The sequence below is a fragment of the Salinibaculum sp. SYNS191 genome (assembly GCF_037338445.1).
Classification (GTDB): Archaea; Halobacteriota; Halobacteria; order Halobacteriales; family Haloarculaceae; genus Salinibaculum; species Salinibaculum marinum.
This window is the reverse complement of sequence record NZ_CP147838.1, coordinates 1,809,035-1,829,059: the sequence shown is the minus strand read 5'-3', so window position 1 is coordinate 1,829,059 and position 20,025 is coordinate 1,809,035. Positions and strand designations below refer to the sequence as shown.

The following is a 20,025-nucleotide window of genomic DNA, read 5'->3' as shown; positions in this document are numbered from 1 at the left end:
ATGGCCGACGACAGCATCGCGGTCGTCGACCTGGACCGCTGTCAACCCGACCGCTGTAGCTACGAGTGCGCCAACTTCTGTCCGCCCAACCGGACCGGCAAGGAGTGCATCGTCGAGCGCGGCGAGGTCTACGAGGAGGACGAACCCTACCAGGGCTCGCCCGACCAGGTGTGGATTTCCGAGGAAATCTGCCTGGGCGAGACCTGCGGCATCTGCGTCGAGAAGTGCCCCTTCGACGCCATCCAGATCATCAACCTCCCGCAGGAACTGACCGAGGACCCGGTCCACCGCTACGGCGAGAACGCCTTCGCCCTCTACGGCCTGCCCGCGCCACAGGAGGGCCGCGTGACGGGCATCCTCGGCCCGAACGGCATCGGGAAGACCACGGCCGTGCGCATCCTCGCAGACGAACTCGCGCCGAACCTCGGCGAGGTCAACAGGGAGCCCGACTGGGAGGAGATTCTGGAGGCCTACCGCGGGACGGCCCTGCAGGACTACCTCGAAGCGATGCGCGACGGCGACGTCACCGTCGCGCGCAAACCGCAGTACGTCGACAAGATTCCCGACCAGTTCGACGGCCCCACGCGCCAGTTGCTCGAACAGACCGACGAGCGCGACGTGCTCGACTCGCTGGTCGAGCGCCTGGGCATCGCACCAGTCGTCGACCAGCACATCGACACCCTCTCCGGCGGCGAACTCCAGCGCGTCGCGCTCGCGGCCACGCTCGCCCGCGACGCGGACTTCTACTTCCTCGACGAGATTACGCCCTACCTGGACATCGGCCAGCGGATGACCGCCGCGCGACTCATCCGCGAACTCGCCGAGACGGAGGACCGCTCGATGCTCGTCGTAGAACACGACCTGGCCATCCTCGACCTGCTGGCCGACGCCATCCACGTCGCCTACGGTGAGTCGGGCGCCTTCGGCGTCATCACGGACCCGAAATCCGTCAAGGGCGGTATCAACGAGTACCTCTCGGGCTACCTGGAGAACGAGAACATGCGTATCCGCCAGACGGAAATCGAGTTCGAGGAGCACGCGCCCCGCTCCATCTCCACCGGCGACGTCGCAATCGAGTACCCCGACCTCACCAAGAGCTACGGCGACGGCGAGTTCTCGCTCGAAGTCGAAGCTGGCACCATCCGCGAGAGCGAGGTGCTGGGCGTCGTCGGCCCGAACGGTATCGGGAAGTCGACGTTCGCCAAACTGCTCGCGGGCCGGCTCGAACCCGACGAGGGCGAGGTCGACGCGCGCCTCGACATCGCCTACAAGCCCCAGTACATCGAAATCGACCAGCCGATGCGCGTCGACGCCTTCCTCTCCTCCATCACGGACGACTTCGGCTCCTCGTACTGGAACACCGAAATCGCCCAGCCGCTGCAACTGGAGCGCATCATGGAGCAGCAACTCACCGACCTCTCCGGCGGGGAGCGCCAGCGCGTCGCCATCGCGGCCTGCCTCTCCGAGGACGCCGACCTCTACCTGCTTGACGAGCCGTCGGCGCACCTGGACGTCGAGCAGCGCGTGCTCGCCACGAGCGCCATCCGGCGCTATGCCGAGAACCACGACGCGACGGCGCTGGTCATCGACCACGACATCTACATGATAGACCTGCTGGCCGACCGCCTGCTGGTCTTCGACGGCGAACCGGCCCGACACGGCCACACCGCTCCCCCGCAGGGCATGCGCGAGGGGATGAACGAGTTCCTCTCGAACCTGGACATCACGTTCCGCCGCGACGAGCGGACCTCCCGCCCGCGCATCAACAAGCCCGACAGCCAACTCGACCGCAAGCAGAAGAACGCGGGCGAGTACTACTACGCGCCCTGAGACGGCCGGTCCCGGGTTCCCGTTTCCATTCTGTTCGACGGCCGTTTCACCCTACAGAAGGCACTTGAAAAGCCCACGGTATCGTCTATCCATGACGCAGAACTGGTCCCGGCGCGCTCTCCTCGCCGCGCTCGGTAGCGTCGGTAGCGCCGCCCTCGCCGGCTGTGGGAACCTGGCCGATGGGTCGCAGTCGTCGAGCCCGACGGAGACGCCGACGGCGACAGCGCGTTCCGAACCCGCAGTCCCCGACAGCATCGATTCCGACTGGCCCGTCCCCGCCGCCGACCCCGGGCGGAGCAATCACGTCCCCGGACGGGTCGGCCCGACCGAGGACGTCGACGAACTGTGGGCGACAGGGACGGACACGACGCTGTCCGGCCCGGTCGTCGCCGACGAGACGGCCTACGTCGGCGGACGCGATGGGACCGTCCGGGCGGTGAACGCACGGACCGGCGACACCCGCTGGACGCGGTCGGTCGGGGCCGCCGCGGCGACGCCGTGGGCCGTCGAGGACTCGCTGTACGTGCCGACCGCCGACGGCGTGGTTGCCCTCGCCGCCGACGGGACGGAGCGCTGGCGGCACGATGTCGGCGAGCCGATGGGCTTCGTCGCGGCCGACCACGGCGTGTACGTCCTGCACCTGGGCGACCCGCCGGTCGTCGTCGGTTACGACCGCGGCGACGGGACGGAGCGGTGGCGGACCGACCTCCGGGAGCCGATGGGCGAGACGCTGTTCGCCACCGACGACGCCGTCGTCGCCAGCAGCGGCCACCGCGGAACCTACCCCTGGCGGCTCGACCCCGAGACGGGCGAGGAAAGCGGGCCCGAACTGGGGCCGACCGACCGGCCAGTCGAGCGGTTCGTCGTGGACGACACCGTCTACAGCGCCTTCTTCGGCGTCGTGGAGGCCCACCCGCTGACCGAGGACGGCGGTGGCTGGAGCCGCGCGTTCGGCACGGGACAGTTGGTCGCCGGCGGCGCGAGACACGTCTACGCGGCCAGCCGCGGAGACGACGGCGGACTGACCGCGCTGGCGCCCGAGGACGGGACGACCGAGTGGGAGGTCGACGTCGGCGCGGGCGCAGCGCGTCCCGTCGTCACCGACGCCGCCGTCGTCGTGCGCACCGACGGCGCGGTGCGCTGCTTCGACCCGGTCGACGGGACGGAACGCTGGCAGCGCACGGCCGACGGCATCGGCGAGCAGTTCGTGGTCGTCGACGACCTCCTCGTCACGACCGACGGCGGAACTGTCCGGGCGTTCCGACCCCTCTGACACCCCCGACCCGTGCCCGTTCCTATCACTCAGATTTAATATCTCGGCGCGCGTCCTGTGGTCATGCACAGCATCCACACTTCTATCGACATCGACGCCCCGGCCGAGACGGTCTGGGAGGTGCTCACCGACTTCGAGCAGTACCCGGAGTGGAACGGCCACACCCGAATCACGGGGACCGCCGCGGAGGGCGAGCGCCTGACCGTCGCACCCGGTCCGGACGGCGAGCGGATGCCGACGTTCAAACCGCGAGTGCTCCGCGCCGACGAGGGCGAACTCGCTTGGCTGGGCCACCTCTGGGTCCGGGGGCTGTTCGACGGCGAACACTCCTTCGTCGTCGAGGACCTGGGCCGCGGCGAGTCGCGGCTGGTCCAGTCCGAGGCGTTCTCGGGTGTCCTCGCCGGGGTGCTCCTGCGCCGGTACGGGGCACGGACCGAGGCGACCTTCGAGGCGGTCAACGCCGCGCTGAAGGAGCGCGCGGAGGCGCTGGCGGCGGAGACGACCGCCGCCGCGGCCTGACGCTCTCGGGCCACGGCCGAACGGGTGGTACTCTTATGGGTCGGTCGTTCGAAGGGCGGGTGATGGACGACGACCCCGAGGACGTCGCCGAGGAGAGCGGCGAGTGGGCGCACCCGTCGCCGACGCCGCCGGTGTCGGACCCCGACGACATCGAGCGCCTCGACCCGCCGGCGGTGGCGTCGACGGACATCGACACGGAACCGACCGACGCGATGCCGGAGCCGCCGCGGCTGCCGGACGCACTCTTCGCGGAGACGCCCGCGGACGACGACCGGTGCGTCCACTGGTACGTCCGCGAGGACGCGGCGGTGCTGGTGATGGCGAACGCCCCGCTCGACAGGGACCACTGCCGGGCGGTGGCGGCGACGCCGCTGGTGGAGACAGCCGACGGCGAGTTCGAGTGGGAGATTCCGCCGGAACTCGTCCGCGGCCACCCCGAGGCCGTCGACGTGCCCGAGGCGGCGCTCATCCAGCCCGGCCGCTCGATTCACTTCCGGGCGTCGACGGCGATGCTCGACGGGCCGGTGCGGACCTGCTACGCGATGACGACCGACCGGCTCGAAGCGCTCACCGGGTGAGCGCCGTCCGGGCGGTCGCGCTCGTCTGCAGGCGCTCGGCTGTCGATAGACGAAGTAGCGACTCTCGGGGTCGTCGCGGCTCGCGTGGCTGGGAGGGCGAGGACGGTATCAGCCGTTCGCGTCGCCGGTCTCACCCGGGTCGCCGGTATCCACCTGCATCCCTTCGATGGCCTCCTCCAGGCCATCCGCGACGGCCTCGTCGATGCGGTTCTCGCCGCGGACCTCGCGGTCGCTGCCGCCGTCGTCCTGTTTTTCGGTTATCTCCTCGTCACCGGTGACGGCGACGAAGATGTTGCCCAGTTCTTCCGTGCGGGACGATTGAGTTTGACTCATACGCACCTCTACCTATCGACTGTGAGATTATAGCATGGCTACCAAACCAGTTTGGCACTGTGAAAACCGAGAGACGGCGGCGCTATTCGGGCGTTCGGGCCTTCGGGCGTCCGTCAGAGGACGTTTCGCTGGCAGGAGCCACAGAGGGTCTCCTCCTTGACGTCGACCTCGCGGACGGTGGGCGAGAAGTTCATCACGCAGCGCTTGTTGTCGCAGTGCTCCAGGCCGAGCGTGTGGCCGATTTCGTGGACGACCTCCTTGCGGACGCGGTCGGAGAAGATGTCCTCCGGCGAGCGGTTCGAGAAGCCGCCGTCCGAGGAGGTGTGCAGGCGGTACGTGGAGATGACGCTTCCGTTGCCGCCGAGGTAGGCCAGGCCGAAGACGTAGTTGCGCCGGTGGTAGAACAGGTCCTTCGGGGTGATGGCGATGTTCTTCTCGCCGTCGCCGATTCGCTTGGCGAGGTCGATGAACTCCTCGGCGCGGTACTGGTCGCGGCTGGAGTCGTACGAACCCGAGGGGACCGTCTGTGCGTCGTGGACGGTGACGTCGCAGTCGTAGACCGTGCGCAGGCCGCTGGATGCCTGGCGCTTGACAACGGCGTCGACCTCGCCCACCGGCACGATGTCGACGTGCATGCAAACGCATATGCGTGGGAGTGACATAAAAACCCCGCGTGCGAACCGAGACCCGCGACGCACTCGTCGCCGAACTCGCCAGCGAGGCGCGACGCGCCCCGGATGCGAGCGAGACGGGACCCGTCCCGCCAGCAGCGTTCGACCCCGTCGTCGAGGTCGGCGTCGGCCACCGGACCGACGTCGCCGCGGCCCTCGCCGACTGCGGCGTCGACGTCACCGCGACGGACGTCCGCGACAGGACAGTCCCCGACGGCGTCACTTTCGTCCGCGACGACGTGACCGACCCCGACCGCTCGGTCTACGCGGACGCCGCGGTCGTCTACGCGCTGAACTTCCCGCCGGAACTCCACCGGCCCGCGCTGGCTGTGGCCCGCGCCGTCGACGCCGCGTTCCTGTTCACGACGCTGGGCGGGGACCCGCCCGCGGTGCCGGTCGACCGCCGGACGCTGCCGGGGGAGACGCTGTTCGTCGCCAAGCCGGAATAGCCTTGAGCGTGGAGTCCATCCCGCCCGACAATGAACGTCGATGCGGTCGTGCTCGACGTCGACGGCGTCCTGGTCGACGTCGCCGATTCGTACCGTCGAGCCATCGTCGAGTCGGTCGAGCGGGTCCACGGCGACACCATCGACCGCGCGGACGTCCAGCAGTTCAAGGACGCCGGCGGCTTCAACAACGACTGGGAACTGACCTACGCCGCGGCGCTTTTCGTCCTCGCCCGCCGCGCCGGGATGGGACTGTCGCTCTCGCAGTTCACCGACGCCATCCGCGGGATGGGCGGCGGCCTGGAGTCCGCCCGGACCGTCGTCGGCGAGGAACTGGCCCTCGCCGACCGCGAGCGCATCCTCGCGCAGTGGGACCGCGAACGCCTGCGCGACGTGTTCCAGCAACTGTACCTCGGCAGCGACCTCTATCGCGACATCGAGGGCGGCGACCCCGACCTCGACACGCCGGGGTTCATCCACGACGAACCGGTCATCGTCACGCCCGAGACCATCGCGGCGCTGACCGACCGCTTCCCGGTGGGCGTCCTCACCGGCCGCCCCGCCGCCGAGGCCGACATCGCCCTGGAGCGGGCGGGGCTGTCCGTCCCCGACGAACACCGCTTCACGATGGACGACTGGGACGAGGGCAAGCCCGACCCGACGGCGCTGGTGACGCTGGCCGAGCGGTTTGGTGCTGACAGCGAGGAGCAACGCTCCTCGGGAAGACGGACGCAGTCCGTCGACAGCGTCGCCTTCGTCGGCGACACGCTCGACGACGTGCGGACCGCCGTCAACGCCGGCGCGGTCGACGACCGGACCTACTACGGTATCGGCGTCCTCACTGGCGGCCTCACCGGCGACCACGGCCGCAAGCGCTACGAACAGGCCGGCGCGGCGGCGACGCTGGACTCGGTCAACGACCTGCCCGACTTTCTCGACTGACGACGCACAATCCTTATTCGCCGCTCGGTCGACAGTTCGAGTATGCAGATTGCACTCCTCGGCGGCACCGGCGACATCGGCCAGGGGCTGGCTCTCCGCTGGGTGCGGGACACCACCCACGACGTCATCGTCGGCTCCCGGAAGGCCGAGAAGGCCCGCACCATGGCCGACGAGTACGAGACGGAACTGGCCAGCCGCGACTACGACGTCGCCATCGCCGGCCTCGAAAACCGCGACGCCGCCGCCGCGGCGGACGTCGTCGTCTGCTCGGTCCCCGCCTACTACCTCTCCGATACCATCACGTCCGTCGCCGACGCGCTCGAAGATGCCGTCCTGGTCTCGCCGGCCGTCGGGATGCAGCGCGACGAGTCCGGCGTCCACTACAACCCGCCGGGGGCCGGCAGCGTGACTGCCCTCGCGGCGAAGGCGGCCCCCGACGACGTGCCGGTGGTCGGCGGCTTCCACAACCTCGCGGCGGGCAAACTCGCCAACCTCGACGCCGACCTCGACTGGGACGTCCCCTTTGTCGGCGACGACGCCGACGCCAAGGCGACCGTCACGGCGCTGGCCGACGGCATCGAGGGCATCCGGCCGCTCGACGCCGGCGACCTCGCCAACGCCGCCGAGGTCGAGTCCCTGACGCCGCTGCTCATCAACCTCGCGGCCAACAACGAGCGGATGCACGACCTGGGCGTGAAATTCCACTAGAACCCACTTTTTACTTCGTCGGGTGTCGGGTGCGCCTGACGGCGCACACCGCACCGCTCCTCGTAAAAACGTGGGGAAAAACACCGCGGGAGCGAAGCTCCCGCGAGCCCACGCTCGCTGTGCTCGCGTGGAGGCTCCTCGCGCTCGGTAGAGCGCTCGGAGGGAACCGGCGACTCCGCCGCCGGATGCTCGTGGCTGACCTGCCCTTCCCCGACTCGCGCGCCCTCGCGGTCGCTCGGGACGCGCTCCCGGCCACCGCCTTTCGCTCACAATCTCCGCACCGCCGCCGCTGTCGATACCCAGCCTCGACTGTCCGGAGTCGGTCCCACCATCGCGACTCCGGGACGACCGGCCGCAGTTCGACGCGGCGCGGGGACGGAAACCGGGGCATGTCCCCATGATTTAATTTCACGTCCCGAGAACAGTCGGCCGTGACTGTCGACGTGGTCGTCTGCGATGACTGCTCCGGGGTGCTGGACAGGGGACAATGGTAAGCAAGAACAAACTCGCGCTGCTGGTCGTCGTCGGCCTCGGACTGGCCACGACGTTCGTCTTCTTCCCGCCCGGCGGGCCGTCGGACGCCGGACAACCGGGGACGCCGACGCCGGCGTCAGGAGTTGCGACCAGCACCCCCACGTCCACCGCCGGACCGACGCCAACCGACACGTCGACGCCCGGCCCGACGCCGACCGTAACGTCCACGCCGACGCCGACAGCTACGCCGACACCGACGCCGACGCCCACGCTGACGCCCACCGCGACGCCCGTGCAGTCCCTCGACGAGACGGCCGTCCGGCGGGGGCTGAACCGCTACATCGCCGACTTCCAGGACAACAACGCGACGGCCCGCAACGAGTCGTTCTCGCTGGACGCGCGGCTCACGCGGATGGCCCAGAACCACAGCGCGCGCATGGCCGCCGCGGGGCGGGTCGCCCACCGCCTGAACGGGTCCACGCCGGCCGCGCGCTACGAGGCCTACGGCCTGCGCGGGTGCTACGTGGAGTACCCGGACGACTACGCGTTCAATCCGGAACTGACCGACGACGGCGTCCTCTACAAGCGGGAGGCCACGGAGGGCGTGTTCGGTCTCGCGGTCGACGGGCGCAGCGAGCGGGACCTGGCCCGGGCCATCGGCGACGGACTCGTCGACCAGGACCACGCCCGGCGGGCGCTGACGCTGGCCGACGCGGACCGGCTGGGGACTGGCGTGGCAATCGCCAACGGGACGGCCTACGTGACCGTCGCCGTCTGCTGACCGAGTAGCACAGTATATCAACCGGCCGGACGAACGACCGCTGGGACGCCCCGACAATGACCCTGTACGGCACACCGGAGGAACTCGACCGTCGCACGCGCTCGCGGTTCGAGTCCGTCACCATGGACGGCGAGGAGTTCGTCATCGCGGGGCGAGCGAGCGACGGACTGCTCCCGCGGTGGTCGACTCGCGTCGTCGTCACGACCGAACGGGTCCTCTCGATACGACACGTCGTTCTCGAATGGAGCGTCGAGGGCGTGCGCCACCGGCGCATCACGAACGTCCGGGCGGTTTCGGGCGACAGCCCCGGCATCGTCGTCGAGGAGGACAGGACGTTCACAACCGAGTATACGTTCGGGGAGACGGCGACGCGGGACGCGCTCCTCGCGAAGATTCGGGAACTGGCCGCGGCTACTGCGTGACGGTCACGTCGAAGTCGACCTCGACCTCACCCAGACCGCCCGAGGAGGCGTCGTTCTCTGGCTGTGGTGGGTATCCCTCCCAGTCGGTGGTGACGTCCGGAATCTGCGGGAACCCGCCGTCGTAGTCGGTGTTGTCCAGGACGACGAAGTGCTCGCCGCTGGGGACGGTGACGGCCCCCTCGCCCTCGGTCGGGTCGATGTCGAGGACGTTGAAGAAACTCCCGTCCTCGTGGTATCGCGCCCGGTAGTCGTTCAGGTACGCGCGGTACTCGACAGCCTCGTTGAACAGGAGCACGTCGACCGGCGGCCCCCACCGCACGACGAGGTCCATCTGCACCAGGGCGTCCGACTCGGCGTCGATGCGCCAGGACTTCCGGGAGTCACGGGACAGCCGGAAGCGACCGTCGACGGCGACGCGGGGCAGCGTGTCGGTGATGGCCGTCACGTCTGCGGCGTCCGACGACTGCCCGACGACGCTGGTCACGGCACCGCCCGAGAGGAGCAACCCGGCACCTGCCAGAAAGTTCCGTCGAGTACGCCTCATACTCCCACACCGCTCACCGGCGGTATAAGAATCCTGGGGGTCGTCGCCTGGAAAACGCCGAAAATCGGGTGTCCGTCCGCCTGCCACGGTCGGGGACCGTCGCCGCCGCGCTGCCCGGTCGCCGGCCGGGTTCAGGCTCCGGCCTGGTCGAACGCCGCCTCGATGTCCTCGGCCTGCGTGACACCGACGAAGCGCTCGACGATGCCGTCGTCGTTCTCGATGATGAGCGTCGGCAGCGAGCGGACCTGGTACTCGTTGGCCACGTCCTGCTCCTCGTCGACGTTTATTTTCTCGAAGTTCACGTTCTCGTATTCCTCGGCCAGCTCGTCCAGTATCGGGTCCTGTGTCTTGCAGGGGCCACACCAGTCCGCGTAGAAGTCCTTGAGCGTCACGGTCATGGGTTCTGAGGGAAATACTTCCGGAGCCGTCATAAGGGTTTTCCACTCCGCGGGGTCCGGTGCACAGCCGCGGTCGAAAGGCTTACACCGGCCGATGGCGCAGGAGACTGTATGAGCAGTAACGACGGCGGCGGCCTGATGTCGAGTGCCGGACTCGTCCGGTACTTCGACGCCGAGGACAACAACGCCATCCGCATCGACCCCAAGACCATCGTCGCCTTCGGCGTCCTCTTCGGCGCGATGATTCTCGTCCTGAACGCGTTCGCGTAGAGCCACACTTTTCGACGGCCACCGACGGCCGCTATTTCCACACGACCGTCCACGACCCGGGGGAGCTTTGAGCGTCCGCGCCCGACGGTGATACGATGAGCGTCCGCATCCGGGGTATCTACGCGACGGCGCTGACCCACCTGCTGGAGGACGTGGTGCAGGCGTCGCCGCCCATCCGCGAACGTTTCGACGGGGAGTTTCCACAGGAACCGGCCGCCGCGACAGTCGAGACGACCGACGACCGCCAGGGGGTCGGCGTCGTCGGCGACCGCAACGCCGTCGAGCGCATCGTCGACCGCCTGCGCGACCTCGGCACCGACGCGCTGGCGTGGGAGGCCTCTCTGCCACGCGGCGGGGTCTACGCCGGCGAGGTCACGGAGACGCTCGGTAGCGGTGCCGTCGTCGACGTGGGCGACGGCGAGGGATTCCTGCCGTACTCGAAAAGCGCCCGCCGCATCGAGGAGGACGACCGACTGCGCGTGCAGGTGACAGAGGCGAGTCCGCCCTGGACCGACGGCCGGCCGGTGCTGGATACGACCGTCCGTGTCCACGGCGGCCTCGCCGGCCTCGTCCGCGGCGGGTCGACCCCCGCCGGCCGCCCCGAACTCGCCGACCTCGTGCCGACGGATCCGCCGGAGGGCTGGGCCGTCGACTGGGGCCGCGACAGCGACGACGCGGGACTGGACGCGCTCGACGACGCACTCGCCGCGGTGACCGACCGGGCAGCGACAGTTGACGACGCTTTCGCCGACGCGCCGGCCCCGGCCGACGCCGCGCCGCATCGCTACTGGGGCGGCGACGCGACGTACTGGGTCTGGTTCGGCCGGGAGACTCGCTTCGCGCTCGACGAGCACCGCCGCGAGGTCGTGGACACGATGGCCGGTCACCACCGCATCAAGGCCGCCGATTCGGCAGCCAGCGCCGCGGTCGACTTCGTGGAGGCGGTCTGTGACAGGTCCCCGAGCGCCGACGGCGACCAGGACTTCCCCTTCGACGTGGTCACCCGCCAGTTCGGCCCGCGCGAGGGGGAGACGGTGACGATCGACCACGGCAAGCCCGACGGCCGGTGTTTCACGCTGGGTCGGGGCGAAGTGACCGCCTGCGACGCCGACGGGTCGGTGACGGTCCAGCGGGAGATGTCACCCGGCGGCACCTACGACGCGCTGGGGACCGACCGCCAGGCTGGCGACGTGGCCGTCACGAAGTTCCAGGAGGGGCGGTGGTGGTACCCGACGGTCTACCGCGGCGACGACGGCACCCGGCGGGGCACCTACGTCAACGTCTGCACGCCGGTCGAGGTGTTCCCCGACAGCGTCCGCTACGTCGACCTGCACGTCGACGTGGTGAAACACGCCGACGGGACGGTCGAGCGCGTCGACGATGACGAACTCGACGAAGCGGTCGAGGCGGGCGAGATTCCCGACCCGCTCGCGGAGAAGGCCCGCAGCGTCGCCAGCGCAGTCGAGAACGCGCTGTAGCGGCGACGCGCCGACAGCCACTTCTGTTGCGATGTGGTACCAATATACATGGCAAAGAGAGAATCGTCACCAGACAGCGGGTCGCTTCCGGACCTCACGGAGGCCGAGCAGGAGGCGTTGCACAGGGTCGAACTCGGCGTCGAGTGGCTCCACCGGGCACACGGTGACCTCGTGGAGTTCCACCACAAGACGGGACACGCGATGGACCACCTCGCGGCGGCCGAAGACGAACTGCGGGACGCCGGCCACAAGGCGCTGGCGGACGCGCTCCGGGACGAGTACTTGCCGCGGGGAGTCATCGACGAGGACCGGTGGTCCTACGACGTGCTGGAGGCCTACCAGGAGGGCTTTCTCGCGGACCTGACCGCCTTCGAGGAGCGCGCCCGCGACGAGGTGGCCGACGGCCACCGCCACGTCAACGAGCGGCGGATGGAACGGGAGTGGAAACGGCGGGCCCGCGAGACGGACGACGAGGAGTGAGGCACCTCTGGCGGGGATTTCAAGCCCGTTCCGGCCGTAGCCGCTGCCATGATTCGCCCCGACCTGTCGGACGACGTGGCGCTGGTGACCGGGAGCGCGAAGGGCGTCGGCCGGGAACTCCTGCTGGCGCTCGCCGCCGACGGCGCAGACGTCGCCGTCCAGTACCGCACGAGCCCCGACGCCGCCGAGACGGTCGCCGAGCGCGCCCGCGACCACGGCGTCGACGCGACCGTCGTCCAGGCCGACGTGACCGACCCCGACGACGTGGAGGCGATGTTCGACGCAATCGAGTCGGAGTTGGGAGCGGTCAGCGTCCTCGTCAACAACGTCGGCGCGTTCGCCCCGCGACACTGGGAGGACATCGACGTCGAGACGTGGCACACCGTGCTCGATACGAACCTGACCGCGACCTACCTCTGCTCGCGGCGGGCGCTGCCGGCGATGCGCGAGCACTCGTACGGCCGCATCGTCAACGTCGGCTACGCCTCCAGCGAGAAGGGGCTCGTCAGCCCGAAGAACTTCCCCTACTTCGCCGCGAAGGCCGGCGTCCTGATGTTCACGCGGATGCTCGCCGCCGACACCAGCGAGGATGGCATCACGGTCAACGCCGTCTCGCCGTACGTCGTCGAGAACTCCGACGAGTTCCCCGACGAACTCCCGCGGGGCCGGCCCGCCTCCTTCGAGGACATGGCACAGGCGCTGCGGTTCTTCCTCGACGACGACAGCGACTACATCAGCGGTCAGAACGTCGAAGTCAGCGGCGGCTGGCTCCCCGAGACAGTCTGAGCGTCGCCACCCCCGCGCCGGCCACGACACATATGACGGATGGCCCGCTATCGGGACGCATGCCTAACTACCCGACCCACGCGCGCTGGGGTCGCATCGGTGCCGTCGTCGTCGCCATCGCCGTCGGCAGCGCCATCTACGCGCTCGCGGCCGCCCCGCTGCTGGCCGCCGTCGGCGCGGTCGGGGCCGCCCTCGCGACGTTCGTCGGTGCCATCTACCCCGACATCGACCACCACGCGTCGATTCCACGGCGGAAGGCCGTCCGTGGGTTCCAGGTGGTCGTCGCCGCCGGCGTGACCGGTCTCACCGCGGCGAACTGGGGGCAACTGCTCGCGCTTGCTGGGTCACTCGGCACCGGTCTCCCGGACGCGCTCGCGGCGGGCGGACTGGCGGCCGTCGTCGGCCTCGTCGCCGTGGCGGGCGTCGACCCCGCCGTCGGCGTCGCGACCGGCGAGCACCGCGGCTGGACACACAGCACGACCGTCAACTTCGCCCTGCTCGCCGTCGTGGCTGCGGGCGTCTGGGTGCTGACCGCCGACCTCGGAGCGGACGCGCGGCTGGTCGCGGTGGGGCTGGTCGGGGCGTTCTACCTGGGGACGCTCGTCCACCTGGGGCTGGACGGCGAGATCCCCTAGTTGCCCTGGATGGCGTCGATGACCATCGCCGCGGCGACGACAGCGTCGGTGGGGACGTCGGTCGCGTCGTCGATGGTGATCTCGTAGCGGTCCCGCATCGAAATCTGGCCGTCGATGGTGCCGACGTGGCCGCCCGTGTCGTCGGTTATCTCGTACTTGTGGGGGATGAGTTCGCCGACGACGGGGATGAAGTTCCGCGCCAGCGTGATGGCCGCGCCGCGGGAGTTGATTTCGGCGATTCGCCCCTCGGTCTGTGCGTCGCGAATCGTCCAGGTGTCCTGGAAGATGGAGAAGTCGTTGTCGAGAACCACCACCTCCTCGCCGGTCTGGGCGTCGGTGAGGACGTAGTTGCCGGCCACGTCGATGATGCCGCCGGCCTTGACCGTGAACACCTCACGGCCGTCGGCGTCGACGAAAGGGAACTCCTCTTTCATCTTGAGCAGCTTCTGTTTCGCGCGGAGGACGAGGTCGCCGCTGCTGTCGTAGGCGGCGTACTTGTTGCGGATGAGCGATTGCTCGACAGTGTACTCGCTGTCGTCGAGGTCGAGCGCTGCGATGGAGGGGGTCGTGGCTGCCATGGTACTCCCTGGTTCCGGCAACCGTTGTAAACCTTCACACTCGGGACCCGCGTGCGCGGCGGAACAGCCGAGCGGGAACCGATAGGGTTTCACCACGTCAGTCCCTGGCTTTGCCAAGATGAGTCGCGACTACATCGAGGTACGCGGGGCCGAGGAACACAACCTCAAGGACATCGACGTGACTGTCCCCCGCGAGGAACTGACGGTCGTGACGGGGCTGTCGGGGTCGGGCAAGTCCTCGCTCGCCTTCGAGACCATCTACGCCGAGGGGCAGCGCCGCTACATCGAGTCGCTGTCGGCGTACGCCCGGAACTTCCTCGGGCAGATGGACAAACCCCAGGTCGAGAACGTGGAGGGCCTCTCGCCGGCCATCTCCATCGACCAGAAGAACGCCGCCAACAACCCCCGCTCGACCGTCGGCACGGTGACGGAACTCCACGACTACCTCCGCCTGCTCTACGCCCGCATCGGCGACCCGCACTGCCCGGAGTGTGGCCGCGAGGTCGGCGAGCAGTCCGCCCAGCAGATGGTCCGTCGCCTGCTGGACGTGCCCGAGGGCACACGCGCGAAAATCTGCGCCCCGGTCGTCCGCGACCAGAAGGGCGCCTTCGAGGACCGCTTCGACGAACTCGTCAGCGAGGGCTACACCCGCGTCGAGGTCGACGGCGACGAGTTCGACCTCACCGTCGAGCGCCCGGACCTGGACGAGAACTACGACCACACCGTCGACGTGGTGGTCGACCGGGTGAAGATAGCCCCCGACGCCCGCTCGCGCATCACCGACTCCGTCGAGACCGCCCTGGAGGAGGCCGACGGCGTCCTGAAGGTCGTCTTCCCGGACCCGCCGGCGGACCTCGAAGTGGGCGGCGCGACCGCCCGTTCGACGGGCGATTTGGCCGAGGACGAGACCGACGACCGCCTCGTCGTCGAGTTCTCCGAGGACCTCGCCTGCACGCACTGCGGCATCGACATCAGCGAAATCGAGACCCGCTCCTTTTCCTTCAACAGCCCCCACGGTGCCTGCCCGGAGTGTGAGGGCATCGGCTCCACCAAGGAGGTCAGCGAGGACCTGGTCGTCCAGGACCCGTCGAAACCGCTCAAGCACGTCTTCGAGCCCTGGAGCTACAACCGCACCTACTACTCGCGACAACTGGACAACGTCGCCGAGCACTTCGGCGTCTCGCTGGACACCCCCTTCGAGGACCTGGACGAGAGCGTCCAGCGGCAGTTCCTCTACGGCACCGACGACCTGGTCCACTTCCAGTGGACGACCAAGAACGGCACGCGCGAGAAGACCGAACGCTTCGAGGGCGTCATCAACAACCTCGAACGCCGCCACGTCGAGACCGACAGCGACCGCGCGCGCGAGCACATCGAGGAGTACATGGCCGTCACCACCTGCCCCGAGTGCGAGGGCACCCGCCTCAAGAGCGAGTCCCGCGCGGTGCTGGTCGACGGCACACCAATCACAGAGGTCAACCGGATGTCCATCGGCGACGCGCTGGAGCACTTCGAGGGACTCGAAGCGACGCTGAACGAGCGCGAGACCAAGATCGCCGAGGAGATCCTCAAGGAGATTCGCGCCCGCCTCGGGTTCATGTGCGAGGTCGGCCTGGAGTACCTGACGCTCGACCGCGAAGCGTCGACGCTCTCCGGTGGCGAGAGCCAGCGCATCCGCCTCGCCACGCAGATTGGCTCCGGCCTCGTCGGCGTCCTCTACGTGCTGGACGAACCCTCCATCGGCCTTCACCAGCGGGACAACGACCGCCTGCTGAACACGCTCGAAGAGTTGCGGGACATCGGCAACACGCTGCTGGTCGTCGAGCACGACACCGAGACGATGCGGCGGGCGGACAACATCATCGACATGGGACCCGGCCCCGGTAAGCGCGGCGGCGAGGTCGTCGTCAACGGCGACTTCGACGAGGTGCTGGAGTGCGACGAGAGCGTCACCGCGGACTACCTATCCGGCCGTAAGTCCATCTCGGTCCCGGAAAGCCGCCGGGACCGCGACGGGGAGGTCACCATCGTCGGCGCGCGCCAGCACAACCTCAAGGACGTCGACGTGGACCTGCCAGTCGGTTGTTTCACCGCCATCACCGGCGTCTCCGGGTCGGGCAAGTCGACGCTGATGCACGACGTGCTCTACAAGGGACTGGCCCGCGAGATGAACGACAACACCAGCGTCGACCCCGGCGACCACGACGCCATCGAGGGCCTGGACAACATCGAGACGGTCCGACTCATCGACCAGTCGCCCATCGGTCGGACGCCGCGGTCGAACCCCGCGACCTACACCAACGTCTTCGACTACGTCCGGGAACTGTTCGCCCAGACTGACCTCGCGAACCAGCGGGGCTACGAGAAAGGCCGGTTCTCCTTCAACGTCAAGGGCGGCCGCTGCGAGGAGTGTGGCGGCCAGGGGACCGTAAAAATCGAGATGAACTTCCTCTCGGACGTCTACGTCCCCTGCGAGGAGTGCGGCGGCGACCGCTACAACGACGAGACGCTGGACGTTACCTACAAGGGCAAGACCATCGCCGACGTCCTCCAGATGAGCGTCGCGGAGGCCCACGACTTCTTCGAGAGCCACAGCCAGCTGCGCCGCCGGCTGAAGCTCCTGAAGGACGTCGGCCTGGGCTACATGCGCCTGGGACAGCCCTCGACCACGCTGTCCGGCGGCGAGGCCCAGCGCGTGAAACTCGCGGAGGAACTGGGCAAGAAAGACAGCGGCGACACCCTGTACCTGCTGGACGAGCCGACAACCGGCCTCCACCCGGAGGACGAGCGCAAACTCATCGAGGTGCTCCACCGCCTGACCGACGAGGGCAACACCGTCGTCGTCATCGAGCACGAACTCGACCTCGTGAAGAACGCCGACCACATCGTCGACCTGGGGCCGGAGGGCGGCGAGAACGGCGGCGAGGTGGTCGCCGAGGGCACGCCCGAGGATGTCGCCCGGACCGAGGAGTCACACACCGGCCGCTACCTGCGGGACCTGTTGCCGGCCGTCGAACTCGACGGCCCGCGCTCCGACCGGGAACTGGCCGCCGAGGCCGCCGACGGCGAACAGCCGGCCGGGGCGGACGACGACTAAGGCCACCACCTTTTTCCCGCTCGGGATTCGCACTTCGCGCGAACCGCTCGCGGCAAAAACGTGGGCGAAAAAGGCCGAACGCTCGCTTTGCTCACGGCTATCGCCGTTCGCTCCTTCGAGACGCTCCCGGTGGTCGCGTCTCGCTTCGCTCGCGTTCGGATGCTATGCTTCCCGCCGCCACTTACACCACGCCCGCACTCCCCGACAGCAACGCCAGCGTCCACACGAACGTCAGCGGCCCGCTCACCCACGCCGACCGGGTGAGCGTCCGGAGCGAGTGCGCCACCGCGTAGCCCAGCGGTGCCAGCGGATTCGGTACCGAGGAGGCCGTCACCGGCAGCGTCTCCGTGTCCGTGACGCTCGGCAGCGCGGTGAACCCGAAACAGACGCCCAGCCAGAGCGCCAGCGACGTCGCCGCCCCCGTCGTCGCGCCGGCGGCCGCGAACGCCGCGAAGGCGAGCACCGAGTTCCCGACGAAGGGCGCGAGCGTGATGGCGAGGTCGGCCCCGAATCCCTCGACGCGCTCGTGTTCGAGCACGGCGCTGTCCTCGAAGGGCCGGAGCGCGGGCGGGGAGACGACCGCGACGCCGGTCAGCCGGCAGGCGGCGTAGTGGGCGTACTCGTGGGCGAGAATCCCCGGCCAGACTGCCAGCGTGAGGAGGGCGTTCGCGAGTTTCGAGACGGTGGCAGACACTGCCGGATACTCGGCTCGGTCGAGTGATATGTCTTGCTCCCGTCTCCCGCGTGAATCACCCGCGTTGCCGGGTCGTATCGTGGGGTTTTTGCCTCTCAATCCACCTTCGAGTAGTCGGGCCCTCTGTGACACGTTTCAGTTCCATCTCCCTCCTGCGCGACCGGGAGTTCGCCGCCCTGGCCGGCACCGCCTTCGCCCGGAGCCAGGCGTACTCGACCATCCTCATCGCGCTGGCGCTGTACGCCGACGTCTTCCAGACCTCCGGGTTCGTCGAGGGGCTGTTCGGCACCGGCTTCGCGCTGGTCCAGTTGCTCATCGTCCTCCCGCTGGGCCGGAAGGTCGACACCGGCAACGCCAAGCGGTACCTGCTCGCGGGCTTTCTGGTCAACGTCGTCGTCTTCGTCGCCTTCCTGTTCGTCTCCAGCCCGGTCCACGTCGTCCTGGTCCGGATGGTCCAGGGCCTCGGCGCGAGTCTGCTGTGGATTACCGGGTCGACCATCGTCGGCGAAATCAGCCCCGACGACGAGCAGGGCCTCTGGCTCGGGTCGTACAACCAGTTCGCCTCCTTCTCCTCCCTGTTCGGCGACCTGGTCGGCGGCTACCTCCTCTTCGCCTACGGCTTCACCGTCCCCTACCTCGTCCTGACGGCCATCACGCTCGCCGCGTTCGTGCTCGTCTACGCTTTCCTCCGGGACAATCCCGGCGGGCAGAAAGACCCCGAGGAAGCGGGCGGCGTCGAGACGTTCCGGTCGCTGCTGGCGCTGCCGATGCTGCGCTCGCTGGTCGGCTTCCGCTTCGCCTTCAGCGTCGGCAAGATGGCGGTCATCATCTTCCTCCCCATCTACGCCCGCACGCACTTCGGCATCTCCGCCTTCGCCATCGGCTGGATCATGGCCGGCGGCAAACTCACGAAGACGCTCATGCAGGGGGTCGTCGGCTCGCTCACCGACCGCTACGGCCGCGAGCACTACTTCGTCGCCGTCGGCGCACTGCTGTACGGCGTCGGCACCGCCGCGATTCCGCTGGCGTCGTACTTCGACGGGCGCATCTCGCCCGTGGCGGTCACGTTCCTCGGCGACACCCAGCTGCTCGGCGGCGCCTTCTTCGCGCTCTTTGGTGCCTACTCGCTTCTGGGCGTGGCCGACTCCATCCGCCTGCCGGCGAGCATGTCGCTGTTCGTCGACGAGGGCACCAGGTACGACTCGGTGGCGAGCGCGATGTCGCTGCGCTCCATCTCCTGGAAGGTCGGGCAGGTGGCCGGACCGGTGCTGGTCGGGACGACAATGGACTTCCTCTGGCCGGAGGCCGGATTCGTGCTGGCCGCGGCCTTCATCGCCGTCGCCACCGTCGGGTTCGTCCTCAGCACCCGTCGCGCGGACGTCACCCGTCGGCCGGGGACCGACCCCTCGGCGGGGGACTGACGGCGACGCGACGCCGTGGACCCCCTCTTACGCCTTCGTCAGACGGTCCGGCAACCTGTTCGTCTCCTGTCTGTCCAGTTCGCGTTCGAGGTGCTTGAGGAAGCCGAGCAGGGACAGGTAGTACCCGGCGAGACACCCGGCGACGAGCACGGCGTCCTTCGCGAACCACGGCCCGCCGGTGCCGACGAGGGCGTTCCACGCCGGGTCGAAGAAGTACACGAACAGGGCCGTCGCCACCGTCATCGCGACGTGGTGGTAGTACGAGACGGGTCTGTACCCGTCCCGGAGGATGTCCTCGTACTCGTCGACCTCCAGCAGCGGCAGGAGCGCCCAGATGGTGAACGTGACCAGCGCGATGAGCACGCCGCTGGTCCCCGCCGTCGTGTCCGTGACGAGGATGAACCCGAGGAGGATGAGCGCCAGGTTCGCCCCGTGCAGGAAGTTGAACCGGCCGAGCTGTGGGACCCGGACTCTCTGCTGGGAGCCGGTGTCGAGCAGGTAGAACAGCCCGACGAAAAACGGCGGGAGCTTCTCCTCGGAGATGCGCTGGAGGTCCAGCGACCGCGCGATGCCGCCGATTTCGATGATGACCACGAAAAGCAGTGAGACGAACAGCGAGATGTCGACTGCCATGCAGGTACTCCGGGTTCGGAGGGAGCCACCATTA

The 20,025-nt window shown here is 68.8% G+C and carries 23 protein-coding genes; 16 read left to right on the top strand and 7 right to left on the bottom strand.

Annotation, left to right across the window (positions count from 1 at the left end):
• The 4 genes from WDJ57_RS09950 to WDJ57_RS09935 all read left to right on the top strand — a co-directional run bounded on the left by WDJ57_RS09950 (position 1) and on the right by WDJ57_RS09935 (position 4,200).
• The gene (locus WDJ57_RS09950) at positions 1-1,830 is read left to right on the top strand and encodes a ribosome biogenesis/translation initiation ATPase RLI (RefSeq protein ID WP_338906001.1); all 1,830 of its coding nucleotides are present in this window, start codon (positions 1-3) and stop codon (positions 1,828-1,830) included.
• 91 nt (positions 1,831-1,921) lie between these two features.
• On the top strand, positions 1,922-3,103 hold the full coding sequence (locus WDJ57_RS09945; RefSeq protein ID WP_338906000.1) for a PQQ-binding-like beta-propeller repeat protein: 1,182 nt from the start codon (positions 1,922-1,924) through the stop codon (positions 3,101-3,103).
• Positions 3,104-3,166: 63 nt separating this feature from the next.
• Complete coding sequence (locus WDJ57_RS09940; RefSeq protein WP_338905999.1) at positions 3,167-3,622, top strand: SRPBCC domain-containing protein; 456 nt, start codon at positions 3,167-3,169, stop codon at positions 3,620-3,622.
• 62 nt (positions 3,623-3,684) lie between these two features.
• A complete protein-coding gene (locus tag WDJ57_RS09935) occupies positions 3,685-4,200 on the top strand; it encodes a hypothetical protein (protein ID WP_338905997.1) in 516 nt (171 codons plus the stop codon).
• A gap of 108 nt (positions 4,201-4,308) precedes the next feature.
• Here the strand turns inward: WDJ57_RS09935 and WDJ57_RS09930 are convergent, their stop codons facing one another.
• Both WDJ57_RS09930 and WDJ57_RS09925 read right to left on the bottom strand, forming a co-directional pair.
• Entirely contained in the window at positions 4,309-4,533 is a 225-nt protein-coding gene (locus tag WDJ57_RS09930) for a hypothetical protein (protein WP_338905995.1), read from the bottom strand.
• Between the two features lie 113 nt (positions 4,534-4,646).
• On the bottom strand, positions 4,647-5,168 hold the full coding sequence (locus WDJ57_RS09925) for an archaemetzincin family Zn-dependent metalloprotease (RefSeq protein WP_338905994.1): 522 nt from the start codon (positions 5,166-5,168) through the stop codon (positions 4,647-4,649).
• A 38-nt stretch (positions 5,169-5,206) separates the two neighbouring features.
• Here WDJ57_RS09925 and WDJ57_RS09920 point away from each other — a divergent pair, with 38 nt between their 5' ends.
• The 5 genes from WDJ57_RS09920 to WDJ57_RS09900 all read left to right on the top strand — a co-directional run bounded on the left by WDJ57_RS09920 (position 5,207) and on the right by WDJ57_RS09900 (position 8,977).
• Positions 5,207-5,653, top strand: coding sequence for a UPF0146 family protein (locus WDJ57_RS09920; protein WP_338905993.1), 447 nt, complete (start codon positions 5,207-5,209; stop codon positions 5,651-5,653).
• A 30-nt stretch (positions 5,654-5,683) separates the two neighbouring features.
• A complete protein-coding gene (locus WDJ57_RS09915) occupies positions 5,684-6,592 on the top strand; it encodes a TIGR01548 family HAD-type hydrolase (RefSeq protein WP_338905992.1) in 909 nt (302 codons plus the stop codon).
• Between the two features lie 42 nt (positions 6,593-6,634).
• Entirely contained in the window at positions 6,635-7,300 is a 666-nt protein-coding gene (gene npdG / locus WDJ57_RS09910; RefSeq protein ID WP_338905991.1) for an NADPH-dependent F420 reductase, read from the top strand.
• A gap of 487 nt (positions 7,301-7,787) precedes the next feature.
• Complete coding sequence (locus WDJ57_RS09905; protein WP_338905989.1) at positions 7,788-8,555, top strand: CAP domain-containing protein; 768 nt, start codon at positions 7,788-7,790, stop codon at positions 8,553-8,555.
• A 56-nt stretch (positions 8,556-8,611) separates the two neighbouring features.
• Positions 8,612-8,977: a hypothetical protein gene (locus WDJ57_RS09900; protein WP_338905987.1), complete on the top strand. Its 366-nt coding sequence runs from the start codon at positions 8,612-8,614 to the stop codon at positions 8,975-8,977.
• Here the strand turns inward: WDJ57_RS09900 and WDJ57_RS09895 are convergent.
• Complete coding sequence (locus WDJ57_RS09895) at positions 8,967-9,521, bottom strand: hypothetical protein (protein WP_338905985.1); 555 nt, start codon at positions 9,519-9,521, stop codon at positions 8,967-8,969. The genes WDJ57_RS09900 and WDJ57_RS09895 overlap by 11 nt on opposite strands.
• A gap of 131 nt (positions 9,522-9,652) precedes the next feature.
• Complete coding sequence (gene trxA, locus WDJ57_RS09890) at positions 9,653-9,919, bottom strand: thioredoxin (RefSeq protein WP_338905983.1); 267 nt, start codon at positions 9,917-9,919, stop codon at positions 9,653-9,655.
• 111 nt (positions 9,920-10,030) lie between these two features.
• Here trxA and WDJ57_RS09885 point away from each other — a divergent pair, with 111 nt between their 5' ends.
• The 5 genes from WDJ57_RS09885 (at position 10,031) to WDJ57_RS09865 (ending at position 13,568) form a co-directional block, all read left to right on the top strand.
• The gene (locus tag WDJ57_RS09885; protein WP_338905982.1) at positions 10,031-10,189 is read left to right on the top strand and encodes a preprotein translocase subunit Sec61beta; all 159 of its coding nucleotides are present in this window, start codon (positions 10,031-10,033) and stop codon (positions 10,187-10,189) included.
• Positions 10,190-10,284: 95 nt separating this feature from the next.
• Positions 10,285-11,667: a DUF402 domain-containing protein gene (locus tag WDJ57_RS09880; protein WP_338905980.1), complete on the top strand. Its 1,383-nt coding sequence runs from the start codon at positions 10,285-10,287 to the stop codon at positions 11,665-11,667.
• A 48-nt stretch (positions 11,668-11,715) separates the two neighbouring features.
• Positions 11,716-12,147, top strand: a complete 432-nt coding sequence (locus tag WDJ57_RS09875; protein WP_338905979.1) for a hypothetical protein — start codon at positions 11,716-11,718, stop codon at positions 12,145-12,147.
• Between the two features lie 48 nt (positions 12,148-12,195).
• Entirely contained in the window at positions 12,196-12,933 is a 738-nt protein-coding gene (locus WDJ57_RS09870) for an SDR family NAD(P)-dependent oxidoreductase (protein ID WP_338905977.1), read from the top strand.
• Positions 12,934-12,992: 59 nt separating this feature from the next.
• Positions 12,993-13,568 (top strand): hypothetical protein, encoded by a 576-nt coding sequence (locus WDJ57_RS09865; protein ID WP_338905975.1) that lies wholly within the window; start codon positions 12,993-12,995, stop codon positions 13,566-13,568.
• Here WDJ57_RS09865 and WDJ57_RS09860 read toward each other — a convergent pair.
• Positions 13,565-14,146, bottom strand: a complete 582-nt coding sequence (locus tag WDJ57_RS09860; protein ID WP_338905973.1) for an LURP-one-related/scramblase family protein — start codon at positions 14,144-14,146, stop codon at positions 13,565-13,567. The two genes, WDJ57_RS09865 and WDJ57_RS09860, sit on opposite strands and share 4 nt — an antisense overlap.
• Before the next feature lie 118 nt (positions 14,147-14,264).
• Between WDJ57_RS09860 and uvrA the strand changes: the two genes are divergently transcribed.
• Complete coding sequence (gene uvrA / locus WDJ57_RS09855) at positions 14,265-17,243, top strand: excinuclease ABC subunit UvrA (protein WP_338905971.1); 2,979 nt, start codon at positions 14,265-14,267, stop codon at positions 17,241-17,243.
• 181 nt (positions 17,244-17,424) lie between these two features.
• Here the strand turns inward: uvrA and WDJ57_RS09850 are convergent, their stop codons facing one another.
• Positions 17,425-17,937, bottom strand: a complete 513-nt coding sequence (locus tag WDJ57_RS09850; protein WP_338905969.1) for a hypothetical protein — start codon at positions 17,935-17,937, stop codon at positions 17,425-17,427.
• A 125-nt stretch (positions 17,938-18,062) separates the two neighbouring features.
• On the opposite strand from WDJ57_RS09850, the gene WDJ57_RS09845 reads away from it, so the two are divergent.
• Positions 18,063-19,358 carry an MFS transporter gene (locus WDJ57_RS09845; protein ID WP_338905967.1) on the top strand — a complete coding sequence of 432 codons (1,296 nt, stop codon included), beginning with the start codon at positions 18,063-18,065 and terminating at the stop codon, positions 19,356-19,358.
• A gap of 27 nt (positions 19,359-19,385) precedes the next feature.
• On the opposite strand, the gene WDJ57_RS09840 is transcribed toward WDJ57_RS09845, so the two are convergent.
• Positions 19,386-19,991: a hypothetical protein gene (locus tag WDJ57_RS09840; RefSeq protein WP_338905966.1), complete on the bottom strand. Its 606-nt coding sequence runs from the start codon at positions 19,989-19,991 to the stop codon at positions 19,386-19,388.
• Positions 19,992-20,025: the final 34 nt, after the last annotated feature.

What these genes read in the sequence shown, in the direction of transcription:
- trxA (WP_338905983.1), bottom strand. Translation starts at nt 9,919, where the DNA reads ATGACCGTGACGCTCAAGGACTTCTACGCGGACTGGTGTGGCCCCTGC.
- WDJ57_RS09940 (WP_338905999.1), top strand. Translation starts at nt 3,167, where the DNA reads ATGCACAGCATCCACACTTCTATCGACATCGACGCCCCGGCCGAGACG.
- uvrA (WP_338905971.1), top strand. Translation starts at nt 14,265, where the DNA reads ATGAGTCGCGACTACATCGAGGTACGCGGGGCCGAGGAACACAACCTC.
- WDJ57_RS09945 (WP_338906000.1), top strand. Translation starts at nt 1,922, where the DNA reads ATGACGCAGAACTGGTCCCGGCGCGCTCTCCTCGCCGCGCTCGGTAGC.
- WDJ57_RS09950 (WP_338906001.1), top strand. Translation starts at nt 1, where the DNA reads ATGGCCGACGACAGCATCGCGGTCGTCGACCTGGACCGCTGTCAACCC.
- WDJ57_RS09895 (WP_338905985.1), bottom strand. Translation starts at nt 9,521, where the DNA reads ATGAGGCGTACTCGACGGAACTTTCTGGCAGGTGCCGGGTTGCTCCTC.
- WDJ57_RS09870 (WP_338905977.1), top strand. Translation starts at nt 12,196, where the DNA reads ATGATTCGCCCCGACCTGTCGGACGACGTGGCGCTGGTGACCGGGAGC.
- WDJ57_RS09875 (WP_338905979.1), top strand. Translation starts at nt 11,716, where the DNA reads ATGGCAAAGAGAGAATCGTCACCAGACAGCGGGTCGCTTCCGGACCTC.
- WDJ57_RS09860 (WP_338905973.1), bottom strand. Translation starts at nt 14,146, where the DNA reads ATGGCAGCCACGACCCCCTCCATCGCAGCGCTCGACCTCGACGACAGC.
- WDJ57_RS09915 (WP_338905992.1), top strand. Translation starts at nt 5,684, where the DNA reads ATGAACGTCGATGCGGTCGTGCTCGACGTCGACGGCGTCCTGGTCGAC.
- WDJ57_RS09935 (WP_338905997.1), top strand. Translation starts at nt 3,685, where the DNA reads ATGGACGACGACCCCGAGGACGTCGCCGAGGAGAGCGGCGAGTGGGCG.
- WDJ57_RS09900 (WP_338905987.1), top strand. Translation starts at nt 8,612, where the DNA reads ATGACCCTGTACGGCACACCGGAGGAACTCGACCGTCGCACGCGCTCG.
- npdG (WP_338905991.1), top strand. Translation starts at nt 6,635, where the DNA reads ATGCAGATTGCACTCCTCGGCGGCACCGGCGACATCGGCCAGGGGCTG.
- WDJ57_RS09885 (WP_338905982.1), top strand. Translation starts at nt 10,031, where the DNA reads ATGAGCAGTAACGACGGCGGCGGCCTGATGTCGAGTGCCGGACTCGTC.
- WDJ57_RS09880 (WP_338905980.1), top strand. Translation starts at nt 10,285, where the DNA reads ATGAGCGTCCGCATCCGGGGTATCTACGCGACGGCGCTGACCCACCTG.
- WDJ57_RS09865 (WP_338905975.1), top strand. Translation starts at nt 12,993, where the DNA reads ATGCCTAACTACCCGACCCACGCGCGCTGGGGTCGCATCGGTGCCGTC.
- WDJ57_RS09840 (WP_338905966.1), bottom strand. Translation starts at nt 19,991, where the DNA reads ATGGCAGTCGACATCTCGCTGTTCGTCTCACTGCTTTTCGTGGTCATC.
- WDJ57_RS09925 (WP_338905994.1), bottom strand. Translation starts at nt 5,168, where the DNA reads ATGCACGTCGACATCGTGCCGGTGGGCGAGGTCGACGCCGTTGTCAAG.
- WDJ57_RS09930 (WP_338905995.1), bottom strand. Translation starts at nt 4,533, where the DNA reads ATGAGTCAAACTCAATCGTCCCGCACGGAAGAACTGGGCAACATCTTC.
- WDJ57_RS09905 (WP_338905989.1), top strand. Translation starts at nt 7,788, where the DNA reads ATGGTAAGCAAGAACAAACTCGCGCTGCTGGTCGTCGTCGGCCTCGGA.